Here is a 15,019-nt window from a genome sequence, read left to right on the forward strand (position 1 = left end):
GATTGGATTGTGCTGCTGGCCGCGCGGAAGCCCGGCCAGCAGTGTTCCACGCTCAGGCGCGGCGGATGAGATGCGGCAGCAGCGCGCCGGACTTGTGCGGCGTCACCACCAGGCCGTCGCGGTGGACGATGGGCTGCGCGAATTGCAGAAGCGGCAGCACCAGCCCTTCCTCGGCGATGTAGCGGTCGACATCCTTCCAGCCCTGGATGCGCTTGGCCTCGTCCTTCTCGCCCCACAGCGGTCCGATGCGATCGCTCAGCGCCTGGCCATGCCAGCCCGAGTGCGGGCTCTTGTTGAACATGGCGAAGCCGGTCGAGGTGGTCGGGTCGCCGACGGAGTTGCCCCAATTATAGAAGGCGGCAGGTGCCAGCTTGTGGGCGGCCCGCAGCTCGTAGTGCTGGGCGATCTCGTAAACCTCGATCTCCGCCTCGATACCGACCTTGCGCCACATGCCGACGATCGCCTGGATCATCTCGTAGTCTTTCGGCTTGAAGCCGCGCGTTGTCTGGATCTTGAACTTGACCGGCTTTTCCGGCGAATAGCCGGAGGCGGCCAGCAATTTCTTGGCCAGTTCGGCATCGTGCGTGACCTTGATCGAGGCATCGTAGGCCGCATATTCCGGCGTATCGAGCGTTGCCAGCGGCACGCCGTAGCCACGCAGCAGGCGGTCGATCAGAAGCTGCTTGTCGACGGCGTGGATGGCGGCAAGGCGCACATTCTTGTCCAGCATCGGATCGACATCGGAAATGAAGATCATAGCGATGTCGGACACCGTCTCGCAGGAGCCCTTGAGCTTGCCGGCAATCAGCCGGTCATACTCCTCGTAAGGGATTTCCAGCGTGACGTCGGAATTGCCGGATTCGATCTCGGCGACGCGGCTGGCGGCGTCGGTGACGAATTTGATGGTGACGGTGTCGAAGTCCGGCTTGCCGTTCCAGTAGTTGGGATTGGCCTTCAATCGCACAAAGGCGTTGCGTTCATAGCGCTCGACCATATAGGGGCCGGTGCCGATCGGCTTCTGCTCGAAACCGGCGGCGCCGACCTTTTCATAATAGGCCTTGGGAAGCACGTAGCCGGTCAGGAACGACATCCATTTGAAGATGGTCGGGTCGAACCGCAGCACATCGGCCTCGATCCGGTTGCCATTGACCTTGAAGTTCCCGACAGTCGACCAGACGAACTGGATCGGATTTCCCGTTTCGGCTTTGCCGGCCCGTTCCAGCGACCAGGCGACGTCTTCAGCGGTGAAGGGACTGCCATCATGCCATTTGACGCCTTCGCGCACGGTCAGGAAGATTTTCGTGCGGTCTTCGTTCCAGCCCCATTCGGTGATCAGGCCCGGCGCGAAGCTGAGATCCGGCTTCTGGTGAATGAACATGTCGAAGACGGACTGGTAGAAACCCTGGATCGTCGGGTTCACCGCCGATGGGCCGACCGTCGGGTCCCACGAGGGCAGGTTGACGTTGTAGGCGATGGTCAGTTCGTCCTTGCCCGCGGCAAACACTTTGCCAGGCAGCGTCAGGCTCGCCGCTGCTACGCCAGCGCCGGCCAATTTAAGCAGGGTGCGTCGATTTGGATGTCCGTTCATGTTTGTGTTCCCCATTGTTTTGATCGTTGTGACGTGAGGCGGTCGATGCCGCGCAACTAGAGTGCTGCGGTGGCTTCGATCTCGATGAGAAATTCCGGCATTGCGAGTGTCTGGACGCCAATCAAGGTGTTGGCTGCCGGCGCGGCGTCGCCAAAGAAGGCTGCGATCTCGGCCGTGATCGGGCCGAGTTTGTCGGGCGTATGGTTGACGACATAGGTCCTCAGCCGAACGACATCGGCGGGCATGGCGCCCACTTCCGCCAGCACGGCCTTGAGATTGGCCAGCGCCTGGCGTGCCTGCGTGGCAAGATCGCCAGGGCCGACGAGCTCGCCGGCGCTGTTCCAGGCGACTTGGCCGGCCAAATGCAGGGTGCGTCCGCTGTTCTGCTCCACGGCATGAGAGAAGCCGAACGGCAGCGATTGATACATGCTGTCCGGGTTGATTGCCTTGCGCTTCATATTGTTCCTCCTGCCTCTTGAACCCGCCTCAAACAGCGGGCCTTTTTGTTGCTAGTCGCCGTCAGCCGCCGGCCAGCTGTTTGGCGAGAAGGAAACCCGAACCCGCGCCGACGCCGGCGCCGGGCCAGGTTGCCGCGCCCGCCAGGTGGAAATTACGCACCGGCGTGCTCCAGTCGGCAAAGCCGGGAGCCGGGCGGAAAAGGAAATTCTGCGCGAGATGATGGCTACCGCAGATCTGGTCGCCGCCGACCAGATTGGCATTGCCGCGTTCGAGATCCAGCGGGCTCATGACTGTACGTTTGATAATCTTTGCCGAGAGCCCAGGTGCATAGCGCTCGATGATCGAGATCGCCCGGTCGGCGTAGGCTTCCCGCACCGTTTCCCAGTCGCGGTCCGTGATGATGCCCGCGGCATCGCCCTTGATCTCGGCCGGCACGACGCGCGTCTGCAGCCACAGAACGTGTTTTCCGTCCGGTGCGCGGCTGGGGTCGATCGCCGTCGGCTGCCCAACCACGACCACCGGCTCCGCGGGTAGAAGCCCGGCCTGCGCTTCCTGATAGGCTCGCGCCATCACGTCGAGCGAAGGTGCGACATGCACATAGGCGAAACGTTGTAGCGCCGGGTCCGCCCAGTCCGGCAGCGAGTCCACCGCTAGGTGGATCATCATCGTGCCGGGTGCATGCCGGAATTCACGCACTTTGCGATCGAAACGGGCATTGCCGGACCCTTGTGGCAGCAGCCCGGCCAGGGCGCGCGGCGAAATGGTTGCGACGACGGCGCGGCTGGCCTCGATGCGGCGCCCGTCAGCCAGGACCACGCCGACGGCGCGGCCGCCTTCGACCACCAATTGCTCGACGCGGGCGTTGCATTCGATGGTGCCGCCATGCGTCTCGACCATGGCGGCGAGCGCCTTGACGATGGTGTCCGCTCCGCCCTTGCCCAGCACCATGCCGAAGTTCTGGTTGGCCATGCCTTCGAGGTAGGGGAAGACGGCGCCGCCGGCGATATCGGGAGCAAAATCCAGATGCATGCCCCAGGCGCCCAGCAACGCCTTGACCTCGGAACTCTCGAAAGTCTCGTCCAACCAGGCTCGTGGGGAGGACAGCAGGAAGCGCCCCAGATCGAGCGTGCCCGAAAGTCCGTCCCGTCGCAGCAGCGTGAACAGGATACGTGCAAGTGCACGCTTTTTCATGGGCGCGCCGAGAATGGAGAACAGTCGCTCGGCGCGTGCCGGAAACGCCTTGATCAGACCTTCCCAGGTCTCGGCGTCGCGCGTCGAAAAGGCCCGGATACGCGCCGTGGTAGCGGCAGGGTCGGTGGAGACGCCGAGCCAGCGGCCATCGGGAAAGACCGAGGCGAAACAATCCTGCACAGGGGCGAATTCCAGTCCCAGCCGGGTCAGTTCCGCGCCATAGGTCCGGTTGAAGGCCGAGCCCGCGAACAGGCTGAGGTTCATCGCCGCGAGGTCATGGCGAAAGCCAGGCTCGGTCAGTTCGAGCGTCTTGACTGCGCCTCCCGGGAGATCGGCTGCTTCGAACAGACCAACCTTCCAGCCGCGCTTGGCGAGATGAGCGGCACAGGCAAGTGCGTTGTGCCCCGCGCCAATGAGAATGGCGTCATATTTGGTCATGAATTAGTTCACCCTTAAAACAATATTTGCATATGCAAGTAATCTCGTCCAGCCTGATTTTCGGGAAAAACCGGTGGACCGGGATTGCCGGGCGGGTGGCCGACAAGATCCGGAAAGGCGTGGTCTGGCGAAAGCGACCGAGCTTGGCCATCGGTTCTCGGCGGATCTCCCCGAAGAAGGAGATCCGTTTTAACAAGGAGGTGCCGTTCGCCGGGGAAAACCGTTCGCTACTGCCCGCAAGCAAGGTGATATTGGGGCGACCTTTGCCGGCCCGATTTGGCCGCGAGTTATCGGCCTGCTGGCCGTGAGAGGTAGTCGCGGTGACGTCCTACGGCCGCAGGAAGCGGCGTACGAGGCTTGAAGGGGAGCCCGATCAGTTCGTCAACTGGCGGTGTTTCTCGGCGGCCACGGCCGCATTGCCACGCAGGTTGATCGACAGCCAGATGTTCGGGTTCTGCTGCGACTGGCGCTTGACGAAATAATAGCCCGTCGCATCCCACGGCCGCACGACGTCGGCGAGGTTGTCGAGAACGAATTCGCCCCGGTCCGTCTTTACCGTGAGAATGGTGTGACCTTCTCCGTTCAGGTCGTGCACGATCGTCATCAGCAGCGCCTGGCGCGGAAATCCAGCGTCGAGAAGCAGCTTGCGCTTGAAGAGCGCGTAGATCTTGCAATCGCCCTTGCCGTCGACGGGGTAATCCCAGTGATCCAGTCGCGTGCCCCAATGTTCGAGATTGCCCTCTGGGACGATAAATCCGTTCACCTGCCGGTTGATGCGATCGAGCTCGTTCCAGGTTTCGCGCGTCAGCTTCAGGCTCTTCGCCGGCAGGGACGGAACCTTGCACTCTTCCGGTCGCCGCCCGCAGAAATCCATCCAGCCATAGGGAACACTGGTTTTGCCGCCGGTGGCGGCGAAGCTCGCAGAGCCGACGACCATGCTGCGGGCCGACGCCGTCTGGAAGTCTTTCACGTATCGATCGAAGGATAGAATATAGGCGTCCTTGCCGCCTTGCGATCCGACAGGCCCGGCGCTCGTTGACGTAACTCCGCCAAGCAGCGCCAAAAAGGCGCCAACCACAAACCCACGCAACATCACCGTCACCGCCACGCAACGACACCATTGTCAGCCTTAGCTAACGCGATGATGGCGGCCCGGGTCAACTAAATGTTTAATAAAAGGTTAACGATAGGCGTCCCTATGAAGATAGGCTGCGCAACGATCATGTTACCGCAGCCTACCGAGCATCCGATGCGTCGCGGCGCAGCCCCTAGATATCCAGATTGGCGACGCTCAGCGCGTTCTCCTGGATGAACTCGCGGCGCGGCTCTACCTCGTCGCCCATCAGTCGGGCGAACAGCGAGTCCGCGTCGGTCGCGTCGGTGACCTTGACCTGCAGCAGCGAGCGGACGTTCGGATCGAGCGTCGTTTCCCAAAGCTGCTCGGCATTCATTTCGCCAAGACCTTTGTAGCGCTGCATGGTCAGCCCCTTCCTGCCGGCCGCGAAGACGGCGTCGAGCAGGGCGAGCGGGCCGGCTATCGCCTCCGAGGCCTCGCGGCGGCGCAGCAGCGGCGGCTCGGCATAGACCTCCGCGAGGCGGGTGGCGTAACGGTCGAGCTGGCGCGCATCGGCCGAATTGATCAGCCCCATGTCGAGTTGCACCACCTCGCGCACGCCACGCACGGTGCGCTCGAACAGATAACCGCCCAGCTCGTCATTGGAGGTGGCGGTACGGCCTAGCCAGCCGCGCTCGGTGTCCTCGGCGATTGCGTCAAGGCGCTTGGCGATCGTCTCGGCCATCGCGTTGGCGCGGCCAAGATCGTTGAACACAGCCGGGTTGAGGCCGCCGGCGATCGCCGTCTGCTCCACGGCGGCACGGTTGTAGCGTGTATGCAGTCCGTTGATCAGCTGGCGCACGCCAAGCGCATCGGTAACAGCGGAAGCGAGGTCTTGGCCGGTGCGCACTTCGCCCGACGACAGGGTGAGCGAGGCGTCTTCGAGGCCGGAGGAAATCAGGAAGTCCTCGAAAGCGCTTTCGTTCTTGATGTATTGCGAGCTCTTGCCACGGCTCACCTTATAGAGCGGAGGCTGCGCGATATAGAGATGGCCGCGCTCGATCAGTTCCGGCATCTGCCGGAAGAAGAAGGTGAGCAGCAGGGTACGGATGTGGGCGCCGTCGACGTCGGCGTCCGACATGATGATGATCTTGTGGTAGCGCAGCTTGTCGGCGTTGAATTCGTCCTTGCCGATCGAGGTGCCGAGCGCGGTGATCAGCGTGCCGATCATGTCCGACGACAGCATCCGGTCGAAGCGGGCGCGCTCCACGTTCAGGATCTTGCCGCGCAGCGGCAGGATCGCCTGGTTCTGGCGCGAGCGACCGCTCTTGGCCGATCCGCCCGCCGAGTCACCCTCGACGATGAAGATTTCGGATTTGGCCGGGTCGCGCTCTTGGCAGTCCGCCAGTTTGCCGGGCAGCGAGGTGATGTCGAGCACGCCCTTGCGGCGGGTGAGCTCGCGCGCCTTGCGTGCGGCCTCGCGCGCGGCGGCGGCTTCCACCACCTTGCCGATCAGCGTCTTGGCATCGGAAGGATGTTCTTCCAGCCATGTGCCGAGCGCTTCGTTGACCAGGCTTTCCACCACCGGCCGCACTTCCGACGACACCAGCTTGTCCTTGGTCTGCGAGGAGAATTTCGGGTCCGGCACTTTCACCGACAGAACGGCGGTAAGTCCTTCGCGGCAGTCGTCGCCGGTCAGCGTCACCTTTTCCTTCTTGGTCAGGCCGGACGTATCGGCATAGCCGGTGACTTGCCTGGTCAAGGCTCCGCGGAAACCGGCCAGATGGGTGCCGCCGTCGCGCTGCGGGATGTTGTTGGTGAAAGCCAGCACGTTCTCGTGGTAGCTGTCGTTCCACCACATGGCGACTTCCACCGTGATGCCGTCGCGTTCGTTCCTGATGGCGATCGGCTTCTCGATCAGCGGCTTCTTGGAACGATCGAGATATTTGACGAACTCTTCCAGGCCGCCTTCATAATGCAGTTCCTGGATCTTGACGTCGGCATGGCGCTTGTCGGCCAGGATAATGCGCACGCCCGAATTCAGGAAGGCCAGTTCGCGCAGCCGGTGTTCCAGTGTACCGTAATCGAACTCGGTCACGCCCTTGAACGTGTCGGAGGAGGGCAGGAAGGTGATTTCCGAACCGTTGCGGCCTTCATAGGTGCCGGCGACCATTTCCTGCTGATAGGTACCCGTCACCTTCAGCGGTGCATCGGCATCGCCATGGGTGAAGCTCATTTCGTGGATCTTGCCATCGCGGCGGACCTTGATGCGCAGCCACACCGACAACGCATTGACCACCGAAACGCCGACGCCGTGCAGGCCACCGGATACCTTGTAGGAGTTCTGGTCGAACTTACCGCCGGCATGCAGCTGGGTCATGATGACCTCGGCCGCCGAAACGCCTTCGGTGGGGTGCAGGTCGGTTGGAATGCCGCGACCATTGTCGATCACGGTGCAGGAGCCGTCGGGATTGAGCGTCACCGTCACCAGGTCGGCATGGCCGGCAAGCGCCTCGTCGATGGCGTTGTCCACCACCTCATAGACCATGTGGTGCAGGCCCGAACCGTCGTCGGTGTCGCCGATATACATGCCAGGCCGCTTGCGCACGGCGTCCAGGCCCTTGAGAACCTTGATGGAATCGGCGCCATACTCGGCGCTGCCGCCGTTGGCGTTTTCGCTCTGATCGCTCATGAAAACCTGTTTGTTCGATACCGTTCTTGAAGGCGCAGGAAGCGCCCGAATCGTGCTCGTCCCGAATAGAGAGATATAGGAGCAAAAGGCGGTTTTTCCAAGGTTTGCCGGGCCTTTGGGCGGGGAAAACATCGGTATCGGCCGAGGTCGGGATCGAAGCCGCAGCCGCGCTCGTCGATCGGCCGCATGGACGCCGCTTTCCGGGCTCACTACATTGAATACAGCAGCGGAAGACCTTGATGGACACAAAGCCCGCCCCCTTCGTTCCGCCGGCGCCGAAGCCGCGCACCGTGCCGCCTTCGACGTTGGAGATGATGCGCATCGTCTACCGCAATCCGCTGGAGCTGTGGGGCGAGCCTTCCTACAACGAGCCGTGGATTTCGGTGAACGGCATCGGCGGGCCGCTGGTCGTCGCCAACGACCCGGCCTTGATCCGCCACGTGCTGGTCGACAATGCCAGAAACTACAAGATGGCGACGGTGCGCCAGAAGATCCTGCGCCCCATCCTGCGCGATGGCCTGCTCACCGCGGAGGGCGAGGTGTGGAAGCGTTCGCGCAAGGCGATGGCACCGGTGTTCACGCCGCGCCACATATTCGGCTTCGCCGCGCCGATGCTGAAACGCACGGTCGAGTTCGTCGAGCGCTATCAGGACGGTGTGGTCAGCGATATCGCTCACGACATGACCATGCTGACCTACGACATCCTGGCCGAGACGCTGTTTTCCGGCGAGATCGCCGGCGAGCCGGGCAGCTTCGCCAAGGAGATCGACCGGCTGTTCGAGACGATGGGCAGGGTCGACCCACTCGACCTTCTGCGCGCGCCGGACTGGCTGCCGCGCCTGACCCGCATCCGCGGCCGCAAGGCGCTGGCCTACTTCCGCAACATCGTCACCAACACCGTCGCCATGCGTGAACAGCGCCTGAAACGCGACCCGGACGGCGCGCCGCAAGATTTTCTCACACTGCTGCTCAAGGCGGAGGGGCCGGACGGGCTGACCCGCGCCGAGGTCGAGGACAACATCATCACCTTCATCGGCGCCGGCCACGAGACCACCGCAAGGGCCTTGGGCTGGACGCTTTATTGCCTAGCCGAGGCGCCGTGGGAGCGCGAGCCGGTCGAGGCCGAGATCGATGCCGTGCTGGCGCATGAGCCGGATCCGACCAAATGGCTGGACCTGATGCCGTTGACCCGTGCCGTCTTCGAGGAGGCGCTCAGGCTCTATCCGCCGGCGCCGTCGATCAACCGCGAGCCGATCGAACCGGAAACCTTCAACGGGCTTTACATCCCGCCGCGCGCCGCCGTTCTGGTCATGCCCTGGGTGGTGCACCGCCATCGCAAACTATGGGACAGGCCGGACGCCTTCCTGCCGGAGCGCTTCCATCCCGCCAACCGCGACCGCATCGACCGTTTCCAGTATCTGCCCTTCGGCGCCGGTCCGCGCGTCTGCATCGGCGCCTCCTTCGCCATGCAGGAGGCGATCATCGCTCTCGCCATCCTGCTCTCGCGTTTCCGCTTCGACACCGTGGCCGAGACGAAACCATGGCCGGTGCAGAAGTTGACCACGCAACCGCAGGGCGGTCTGCCAATGCGAGTGACAAGGCGATGAGCGCTGCCGGCGCGGCTGTTCTGGTGCATGTCACCGGGCGCGTGCAGGGTGTCGGTTTTCGCTACTGGACTTTGGAAGAGGCCGTGCGGCTCGGCATCAAGGGCTGGGTGCGCAACGAGCCCGACGGTTCGGTCCGAGCTCTGATCGTCGGCTCCGACGAAGCGGTGGCCGCAATGCTGGACGCGTTTCGGCGGGGGCCGCCCGGCGCTGAGGTCGGAAATATCGAGGCGGCGCCGGCTGATCTGCCCAGCCGGCCGGTGGATTTCAAGATCACCCATTGACCGGATGAACCAATCCGCCGTCTAGCGCATCGTGCTTACCGAAAATCGATTCCGATTTTCGGTAAGCACGATGCGCAAATTCAAAGTGTTAGAGCGTCCTTTGCGCGTCCGAACGGACGCGCGGCGCTCTGATGCGCTCAAGGCTTCGGGAACGGCTCGACCGTGCCTTTGAGCTTGATGGTGATCGGCTGACCGAAACGGTCCTTGGATTTGCCGGCCGGGGCGCGGATCCAGCCTTCGCTGACGCAATATTCGCTGACATCCTCGCGTTCGCGACCGTTGAACAGGATGCCGACGCCACGCTCCAGCACTTCCGCGTCGAAATAGGGGCTGCGCGGGTCGTTGCTCAGCCTGTCGGGAAAGGTCATAGGGTTCTCCAATGGCACAAGGTGCGTGCGCGAAGGCGCGGACGCGCAAGGTCAAATTTGGAAAGCGCTGTTAAGGGCATTTGCCATCAGGGTAAAGACCTGGGGCTAGTCACGCCCTTGAAAGATGTTCTCGACATGCACCGGCCAGCGCCAGGGCAGTACGGCGACCATGTCGAAACGGATGGAGAGCTTGCCGAAATCCGGCTGGCGCGACAGCCACAGATCGGCGGCACCCTCTATCCGGCGCTCGGAACCGCTCGAAACCGCCTCCATAGCCTCGGTTAGTGTCCGCCGTGCCTTGACCTCGACGATCAACACCAGATCGCCACGCCGAGCGATCAGGTCGATCTCGCCGAGTTTTGTGCGATGGCGGCGCGCGAGGATGCGATAGCCTTTGAGCATCAGCGCCGCTGCCGCCAGCCACTCCCCGCGATGGCCGCGGCGGTAGGATTTGCGTCGTTTCGCGGTCGTGGCGTCAGCCACCGCCGGCGTCCTTCAATTCCAGCAGCCGGCGATACAGGGCTTGTTTCTGGCCGCCCGTCATCTTCGCGGCCTCGGCCGCCGCCTTCGAGGTGGGCATTTCCGCGCTCAGCGACAAAAGCAGCCGGTCGATATCCGCCGGCCCCTCGGTCCGTTGCAGCGGCGGACCGACGCAGATGACGATCTCGCCTTTCGGCGTGTCGGCCTCGGCATAATGTGCGGCAAGCGCGCCGAGCGTGCCCGGCCGCATCTCCTCGAACGTCTTGGTCAGTTCCCGCCCGATCGCGGCGGGACGTGCGGCGCCCAAAACCTTCGCCATGGCGCCAAGTGTTTCCGCCAGCCGGCGCGGCGATTCGAAGAAGATCAGCGTCGCCGGCACCGCCAGCAGTTCCTCGAGCCGCGTCTGCCGCTGCCCGGCCTTGGACGGCAGGAAACCGGCGAACAGGAAGGTGTCGGATGGCAGGCCGGAGGCGGTTAGCGCTGCCAGCGGAGCCGACGGTCCGGGGATCGGCACGACGCGGATGCCGCGCTCGATCGCTTCTCCCACCAGCCGATAGCCGGGATCGGACACCAGCGGGGTGCCGGCGTCCGAAATCAGCGCGACGCTTTGTCCGCCTTCGAGCGCGGCGATCAGTTTCGGCCCGGCCTCGGCGGCATTGTGTTCGTGATAGGCGGTGGTGCGGCGGCGTATGCCGTAGCGTTCGAGCAACACGCGCGAAACGCGTGTGTCCTCGCAAGCGACAAGGTCGGCGGCTGCCAGTGTTTCCAGGGCACGCAGCGTGATGTCGGCAAGATTGCCGATCGGCGTCGCCACCAGGTACAGCGCGGGCTGCAACGGCCGGACGGCAATTTCCGTCTGCCCGATCACATAAGTTCTTTTTGCCGCATCGGCGCTCATCGTGCCCTCCGTTGGCCCTGTTTGGCACGGCACGCCTTGCGTTGCAAAAGCGCTGTCATTGCCATGCCTTTGCCACAGTGAGGCAGGACACAGACAGCGGCGGATTTGCGGGTGATTCTCGGAAGGTATGATGCAGCACCTTCGCACTCAGGACGTTGCCGGACCCGGCTGCGGGACGCCCTCTGCATTCCTGATTGGCCGGCTGGAAACGGCGCCGCCTTGTGTCCGACGAGGTTGATGCGTCCCCAACATCCCCCTTTTTGACGGAGCAGTGATCCCACGATGGCCAATCGCTTCGATATTTGCATAACCAGGCTGGAAACCCGCGCGGCCCGCGAGGCGTTGCCGTCACATCCGATAGGCGACCAGAACCGCGCCCGTCGCGATAAGGACGACGCCAAGCCAGTTCGTGGCGGAGAGGCGCTCGCCCAGAAACGCGGCGCCAAAGACAGCCACAAGCACCACGCTTAACTTGTCGACCGGCGCGACCTGCGCCGCCTGCCCAAGCTTCAGAGCGCGGAAGTAGCACAGCCAGGAAGCGCCCGTCGCCAGTCCCGACAGGACGAGGAAAGCATAGGTCCTGGTCGAAATCGAGCCGAGTGCCTGCGCCTGGCCCGTGGCCATGACGATGGCCGCCAGCACCAGGAGAATAACGACGGTGCGAATGAGGGTGGCGAAGTCGGAATTGATGTTCTCGATGCCGACCTTGGCGAAGATCGCCGTCAGCGCGGCGAAGGCCGCTGACGACAGCGCCCAGAATTGCCAGGAAGAGAGAGCGGAATTCATCGGGCTGGCTCCTGGAGCGATTTGCGGGAGGGTTTGCCGATGCTGACCGCATCCGAAGCACTAGCGCAAGAGACACAATGGAAAAGCGGCGGCGGCGCTATCTGGCGAGATCGGCCACCACCGCGTCCAGCACGATCATGCCGGCCGGTGTGGCGCGCAGCCGCGAATTGCCGATGGATGCGACCAGCCCTTCTTCCTGCAGGATCGACAGGCGGGCAGAGGGCAGGGCGCGACCTGAATATTGCTCGTAGCGGGCAAGGTCGATGCCTTCGGCAAGCCTCAGCCCCATCAGCAGGAACTCGTCGGCTTCTTCCGAACGGGTCAGCACCTCGCCGCCGGTCACGCCATGCCCCTTGGCTTCGACGAGGTTGAGCCAGGTTTCCGGCACCTTTTCCGCCACCGTCACCACCCGTGTGCCCTTCTCGACGAAACGGCCATGGGCGCCGGGGCCGACGCCGACATATTCGCCATAGCGCCAGTAGGTCAGATTGTGCCGGCTCTCCGCGCCCGGGCGGGCGTGGTTGGAAATCTCGTAGGCTGGCAAGCCATGGGCGGCTGTGATCTCCTGCGTCAACTGATAAAGGTCGGCGGCGTGTTCGCCGTTGGGGATTTCGAATTTCTTCGCCGCATGCAGCGCGTAGAACGGCGTGCCTTCCTCGATGGTGAGCTGGTAAAGCGACAAGTGGTCGGCGGCATAGCCGATTGCCTCTTTCAGCTCCGCCGCCCAGGCTTCCGGTGTCTGGCCGGGACGGGCATAAATCAGGTCGAAGGAAAGCCGCGGGAAGATTTCGCGGGCGAGCCCGATCGCATGCAGGGCCTCGTCCACATTGTGCAGCCGGCCGAGGAACTTCAGGTCGCGGTCGTTCAACGCCTGCACGCCCAGCGAAACGCGGTTGACGCCCGCCGCGCGATAGCCGCGAAAACGCTCGGCCTCGACGGATGAGGGGTTGGCCTCCAGCGTCACCTCGATGCCGCCTGGAACAGTCCAGTTCCTGGCGACGGCATCCAGCACCGCGCCGACGGTTTCCGGCTTCATCAGCGAAGGCGTACCGCCGCCGAGGAAGATCGAGGTCACTTCGCGCGGGCCGGTGCGTTCGCGCATCGTCGCCAATTCCTGCTGGAAGGCGCTGGCGAAACGTTCCTGGTCCACCGGTTGGTGGCGGACATGGCTGTTGAAGTCGCAATAGGGGCACTTCGCCGCGCAGAACGGCCAGTGGATGTAGACGCCGAAGCCGGGCGACCGATCAAGCAGCATCAGGCCGAGCCCAGCCTTGCTCGCGCGAATTTCTGGAAGGCCCGGGCGCGATGCGAAAGCGCGTCCGGCTGGCCGGGTTTCCAGCCATGCTTCTGTTCTGCCGTCATCTCGCCGAAAGTCTGGTCATAGCCCTCTGGACGGAACACCGGGTCGTAGCCGAAGCCTTTTTCGCCGCGCGGCGGCCACACCAGGGTGCCGTGGGCCTCGCCGCGGTAATATTCGGCCTGGCCGTCGGGGAAGGCAAGGCAGATGACGGCGACGAAACGCCCCTTGCGCTGTGCCGCTTCGCCGGCACCCACTTTCTGCAGTGCATCCTCGGTCTTCTGCATCGCCATGCCGAAATCGCGGCTGCCGTCGGGCTTTTCCGCCCAGTTGGCGGTGTAGACGCCGGGCGCGCCGTCGAGCGCGTCGACGCACAGGCCGGAATCGTCCGACAGCGCCGGCAGGCCGGTCGCCTGGGCGGCGGCGAAGGCCTTGATATAGGCGTTTTCCTCAAACGTCGTGCCGGTCTCGTCGGGTTCCGGCAAGCCGTATTCCTTGGCGGACTTCGCCTCGAAGCCGAATGGACCCATCAGGTCGGCGAATTCCTTAAGCTTGCCGGCATTGTGGCTGGCAACGACGATCTTCTTTCCATCGAGCGAATGCATCTAAAGCTTCCAGATTTTCGGTTCGGCGAATTCCAGCGAATTACCGGAAGGGTCGCGCAGATAGATGGAGCGGCCGCCCTGCGGCCATTCGAACTCGGCCTCGATGGCCACGCCATGCGATGCCAGACGTGTCTTCCAGCGGTCCAGTTCCTCAGGCGTCGCCGAGAAGCACAGATGACCCGGGCCGACGGTGCCATGCGGCGGCACCGGCAGGCGGGCATCGGGCGCCGGCGTATGTCTGGTCGCTTCCGCGTTGAACAGCAGAAGCACGCCTTGGCCGCAGCGGAAAAACACATGGCGGCCTGCCACCTTGCCGATCTGCTCCAGGCCGAGAATGTCGGCATAGAACGTTTCCGCCGCCTCCAGATCGGTGACGTAGAGCGCGGATTCAAGGATGGCGGCAGGCTGCATGGCTCGCCTCAAGCCACCGCCATCTGCTGCAGCGACACAAGGCGGCCAATGCCTTTCTTGGCCAATCCCATCAGTGCCGCGAACTGCTCCTCGGAAAAGGGCTCGCCCTCGGCAGTGCCCTGGATTTCGACGATGCCGCCCTTGCCGGTCATGACAAAATTGGCGTCGGTGCCGGCCGACGAGTCTTCCAGATAGTCGAGGTCGATGACCGGCTGGCCGTCATGGATGCCGCAAGAGATCGCCGCGACATGGTCCTTCAACACCTTGTCCAGCTTCACCATCTGCCGCGCTTCCATCCAGCGCAGGCAGTCATACAGCGCTACCCAACCGCCGGTGATCGAAGCGGTGCGGGTGCCGCCGTCGGCCTGGATGACGTCGCAATCGACGGTGATCTGTACTTCGCCGAGCGCCTGTAAATCGACCACGGCGCGCAGCGAGCGGCCGATCAGGCGCTGGATTTCCAGCGTACGGCCGCCTTGCTTGCCGGCCGAGGCTTCGCGGCGCATGCGTTCGCCCGTCGAGCGCGGCAGCATGCCGTATTCCGCCGTCACCCAGCCCTTGCCGGAATTGCGCATCCAGCCCGGCACCTTCTCTTCCAGGCTCGCCGTGCACAGCACATGTGTGTCGCCGAACTTCACCAGGCAGGAGCCTTCGGCGTGTTTGGAAACGCCGCGCTCGAAGGAGATGGCGCGCATTTCGTCTGGCTGGCGTTTGGAGGGGCGCATGGAACGTCTTTCTTCTTGTTTCTTGTGGTTTGGGGACTCGTGGCCGGCTTGTAACTGCAATAGGGGGCGAGGCGCAAAGGAAAACGGGTTGCTTGCGCGGCCCCGGCTCCGATCTATATCGTAAGTCCCGGAGGTCCTA

At 63.6% G+C, this 15,019-nt stretch carries 15 protein-coding genes; 2 read left to right on the plus strand and 13 right to left on the minus strand.

The window, feature by feature from the left end; all coding sequences use genetic code 11:
* Positions 1-52 precede the first annotated feature (52 nt).
* From QFZ88_RS20860 to gyrB, 5 genes are all read right to left on the minus strand, one after another.
* On the minus strand, positions 53-1,588 hold the full coding sequence (locus QFZ88_RS20860) for an ABC transporter substrate-binding protein (protein ID WP_024926476.1): 1,536 nt from the start codon (positions 1,586-1,588) through the stop codon (positions 53-55).
* A 56-nt stretch (positions 1,589-1,644) separates the two neighbouring features.
* Entirely contained in the window at positions 1,645-2,046 is a 402-nt protein-coding gene (locus tag QFZ88_RS20865; RefSeq protein ID WP_024926477.1) for a RidA family protein, read from the minus strand.
* A 61-nt stretch (positions 2,047-2,107) separates the two neighbouring features.
* The gene (locus QFZ88_RS20870; protein ID WP_024926478.1) at positions 2,108-3,676 is read right to left on the minus strand and encodes a phytoene desaturase family protein; all 1,569 of its coding nucleotides are present in this window, start codon (positions 3,674-3,676) and stop codon (positions 2,108-2,110) included.
* 373 nt (positions 3,677-4,049) lie between these two features.
* Positions 4,050-4,769, minus strand: coding sequence for a transglutaminase-like cysteine peptidase (locus tag QFZ88_RS20875; RefSeq protein WP_024927551.1), 720 nt, complete (start codon positions 4,767-4,769; stop codon positions 4,050-4,052).
* Positions 4,770-4,944: 175 nt separating this feature from the next.
* Positions 4,945-7,422 carry a DNA topoisomerase (ATP-hydrolyzing) subunit B gene (gene gyrB / locus QFZ88_RS20880; RefSeq protein ID WP_024926481.1) on the minus strand — a complete coding sequence of 826 codons (2,478 nt, stop codon included), beginning with the start codon at positions 7,420-7,422 and terminating at the stop codon, positions 4,945-4,947.
* A gap of 239 nt (positions 7,423-7,661) precedes the next feature.
* Between gyrB and QFZ88_RS20885 the strand changes: the two genes are divergently transcribed.
* Both QFZ88_RS20885 and QFZ88_RS20890 read left to right on the plus strand, forming a co-directional pair.
* The gene (locus tag QFZ88_RS20885) at positions 7,662-9,029 is read left to right on the plus strand and encodes a cytochrome P450 (protein WP_024926482.1); all 1,368 of its coding nucleotides are present in this window, start codon (positions 7,662-7,664) and stop codon (positions 9,027-9,029) included.
* Positions 9,026-9,310 carry an acylphosphatase gene (locus tag QFZ88_RS20890; protein ID WP_024926483.1) on the plus strand — a complete coding sequence of 95 codons (285 nt, stop codon included), beginning with the start codon at positions 9,026-9,028 and terminating at the stop codon, positions 9,308-9,310. The genes QFZ88_RS20885 and QFZ88_RS20890 overlap by 4 nt, the downstream gene beginning before the upstream one ends.
* 137 nt (positions 9,311-9,447) lie before the next feature.
* Here QFZ88_RS20890 and QFZ88_RS20895 read toward each other — a convergent pair whose 3' ends face one another.
* From QFZ88_RS20895 to rph, 8 genes are all read right to left on the minus strand, one after another.
* The gene (locus QFZ88_RS20895) at positions 9,448-9,678 is read right to left on the minus strand and encodes a DUF3297 family protein (RefSeq protein WP_024926484.1); all 231 of its coding nucleotides are present in this window, start codon (positions 9,676-9,678) and stop codon (positions 9,448-9,450) included.
* Positions 9,679-9,783: 105 nt separating this feature from the next.
* A complete protein-coding gene (locus QFZ88_RS20900) occupies positions 9,784-10,161 on the minus strand; it encodes a YraN family protein (protein ID WP_024926485.1) in 378 nt (125 codons plus the stop codon).
* Positions 10,154-11,056, minus strand: coding sequence for a 16S rRNA (cytidine(1402)-2'-O)-methyltransferase (gene rsmI / locus QFZ88_RS20905; RefSeq protein WP_024926486.1), 903 nt, complete (start codon positions 11,054-11,056; stop codon positions 10,154-10,156). Before rsmI ends, QFZ88_RS20900 begins: the two co-directional genes overlap by 8 nt.
* Positions 11,057-11,404: 348 nt before the next feature.
* Positions 11,405-11,842, minus strand: coding sequence for an EamA family transporter (locus QFZ88_RS20910; RefSeq protein ID WP_024926487.1), 438 nt, complete (start codon positions 11,840-11,842; stop codon positions 11,405-11,407).
* A 97-nt stretch (positions 11,843-11,939) separates the two neighbouring features.
* Positions 11,940-13,097 (minus strand): radical SAM family heme chaperone HemW, encoded by a 1,158-nt coding sequence (hemW, locus tag QFZ88_RS20915; protein WP_024926488.1) that lies wholly within the window; start codon positions 13,095-13,097, stop codon positions 11,940-11,942.
* A complete protein-coding gene (rdgB, locus tag QFZ88_RS20920) occupies positions 13,097-13,744 on the minus strand; it encodes an RdgB/HAM1 family non-canonical purine NTP pyrophosphatase (protein ID WP_024926489.1) in 648 nt (215 codons plus the stop codon). The genes hemW and rdgB overlap by 1 nt, the downstream gene beginning before the upstream one ends.
* Positions 13,745-14,155: a VOC family protein gene (locus QFZ88_RS20925; protein WP_024926490.1), complete on the minus strand. Its 411-nt coding sequence runs from the start codon at positions 14,153-14,155 to the stop codon at positions 13,745-13,747. It abuts the gene before it with no gap.
* Positions 14,156-14,163: 8 nt separating this feature from the next.
* Positions 14,164-14,880 carry a ribonuclease PH gene (gene rph, locus QFZ88_RS20930; protein WP_024926491.1) on the minus strand — a complete coding sequence of 239 codons (717 nt, stop codon included), beginning with the start codon at positions 14,878-14,880 and terminating at the stop codon, positions 14,164-14,166.
* Positions 14,881-15,019 lie beyond the last annotated feature (139 nt).

The sequence above is a fragment of the Mesorhizobium sp. YL-MeA3-2017 genome, from assembly GCF_030814575.1.
GTDB classification, from domain to species: domain Bacteria; phylum Pseudomonadota; class Alphaproteobacteria; order Rhizobiales; family Rhizobiaceae; genus Mesorhizobium; species Mesorhizobium terrae.

Bases quoted from the DNA above. Each gene is read 5' to 3' on its own strand.
- rdgB (WP_024926489.1), bottom strand. From the start codon at position 13,744: ATGCATTCGCTCGATGGAAAGAAGATCGTCGTTGCCAGCCACAATGCC.
- QFZ88_RS20910 (WP_024926487.1), bottom strand. From the start codon at position 11,842: ATGAATTCCGCTCTCTCTTCCTGGCAATTCTGGGCGCTGTCGTCAGCG.
- QFZ88_RS20895 (WP_024926484.1), bottom strand. From the start codon at position 9,678: ATGACCTTTCCCGACAGGCTGAGCAACGACCCGCGCAGCCCCTATTTC.
- hemW (WP_024926488.1), bottom strand. From the start codon at position 13,097: ATGCTGCTTGATCGGTCGCCCGGCTTCGGCGTCTACATCCACTGGCCG.
- QFZ88_RS20865 (WP_024926477.1), bottom strand. From the start codon at position 2,046: ATGAAGCGCAAGGCAATCAACCCGGACAGCATGTATCAATCGCTGCCG.
- QFZ88_RS20885 (WP_024926482.1), top strand. From the start codon at position 7,662: ATGGACACAAAGCCCGCCCCCTTCGTTCCGCCGGCGCCGAAGCCGCGC.
- QFZ88_RS20925 (WP_024926490.1), bottom strand. From the start codon at position 14,155: ATGCAGCCTGCCGCCATCCTTGAATCCGCGCTCTACGTCACCGATCTG.
- QFZ88_RS20870 (WP_024926478.1), bottom strand. From the start codon at position 3,676: ATGACCAAATATGACGCCATTCTCATTGGCGCGGGGCACAACGCACTT.
- QFZ88_RS20860 (WP_024926476.1), bottom strand. From the start codon at position 1,588: ATGAACGGACATCCAAATCGACGCACCCTGCTTAAATTGGCCGGCGCT.
- QFZ88_RS20890 (WP_024926483.1), top strand. From the start codon at position 9,026: ATGAGCGCTGCCGGCGCGGCTGTTCTGGTGCATGTCACCGGGCGCGTG.
- rsmI (WP_024926486.1), bottom strand. From the start codon at position 11,056: ATGAGCGCCGATGCGGCAAAAAGAACTTATGTGATCGGGCAGACGGAA.
- QFZ88_RS20875 (WP_024927551.1), bottom strand. From the start codon at position 4,769: ATGTTGCGTGGGTTTGTGGTTGGCGCCTTTTTGGCGCTGCTTGGCGGA.
- gyrB (WP_024926481.1), bottom strand. From the start codon at position 7,422: ATGAGCGATCAGAGCGAAAACGCCAACGGCGGCAGCGCCGAGTATGGC.
- rph (WP_024926491.1), bottom strand. From the start codon at position 14,880: ATGCGCCCCTCCAAACGCCAGCCAGACGAAATGCGCGCCATCTCCTTC.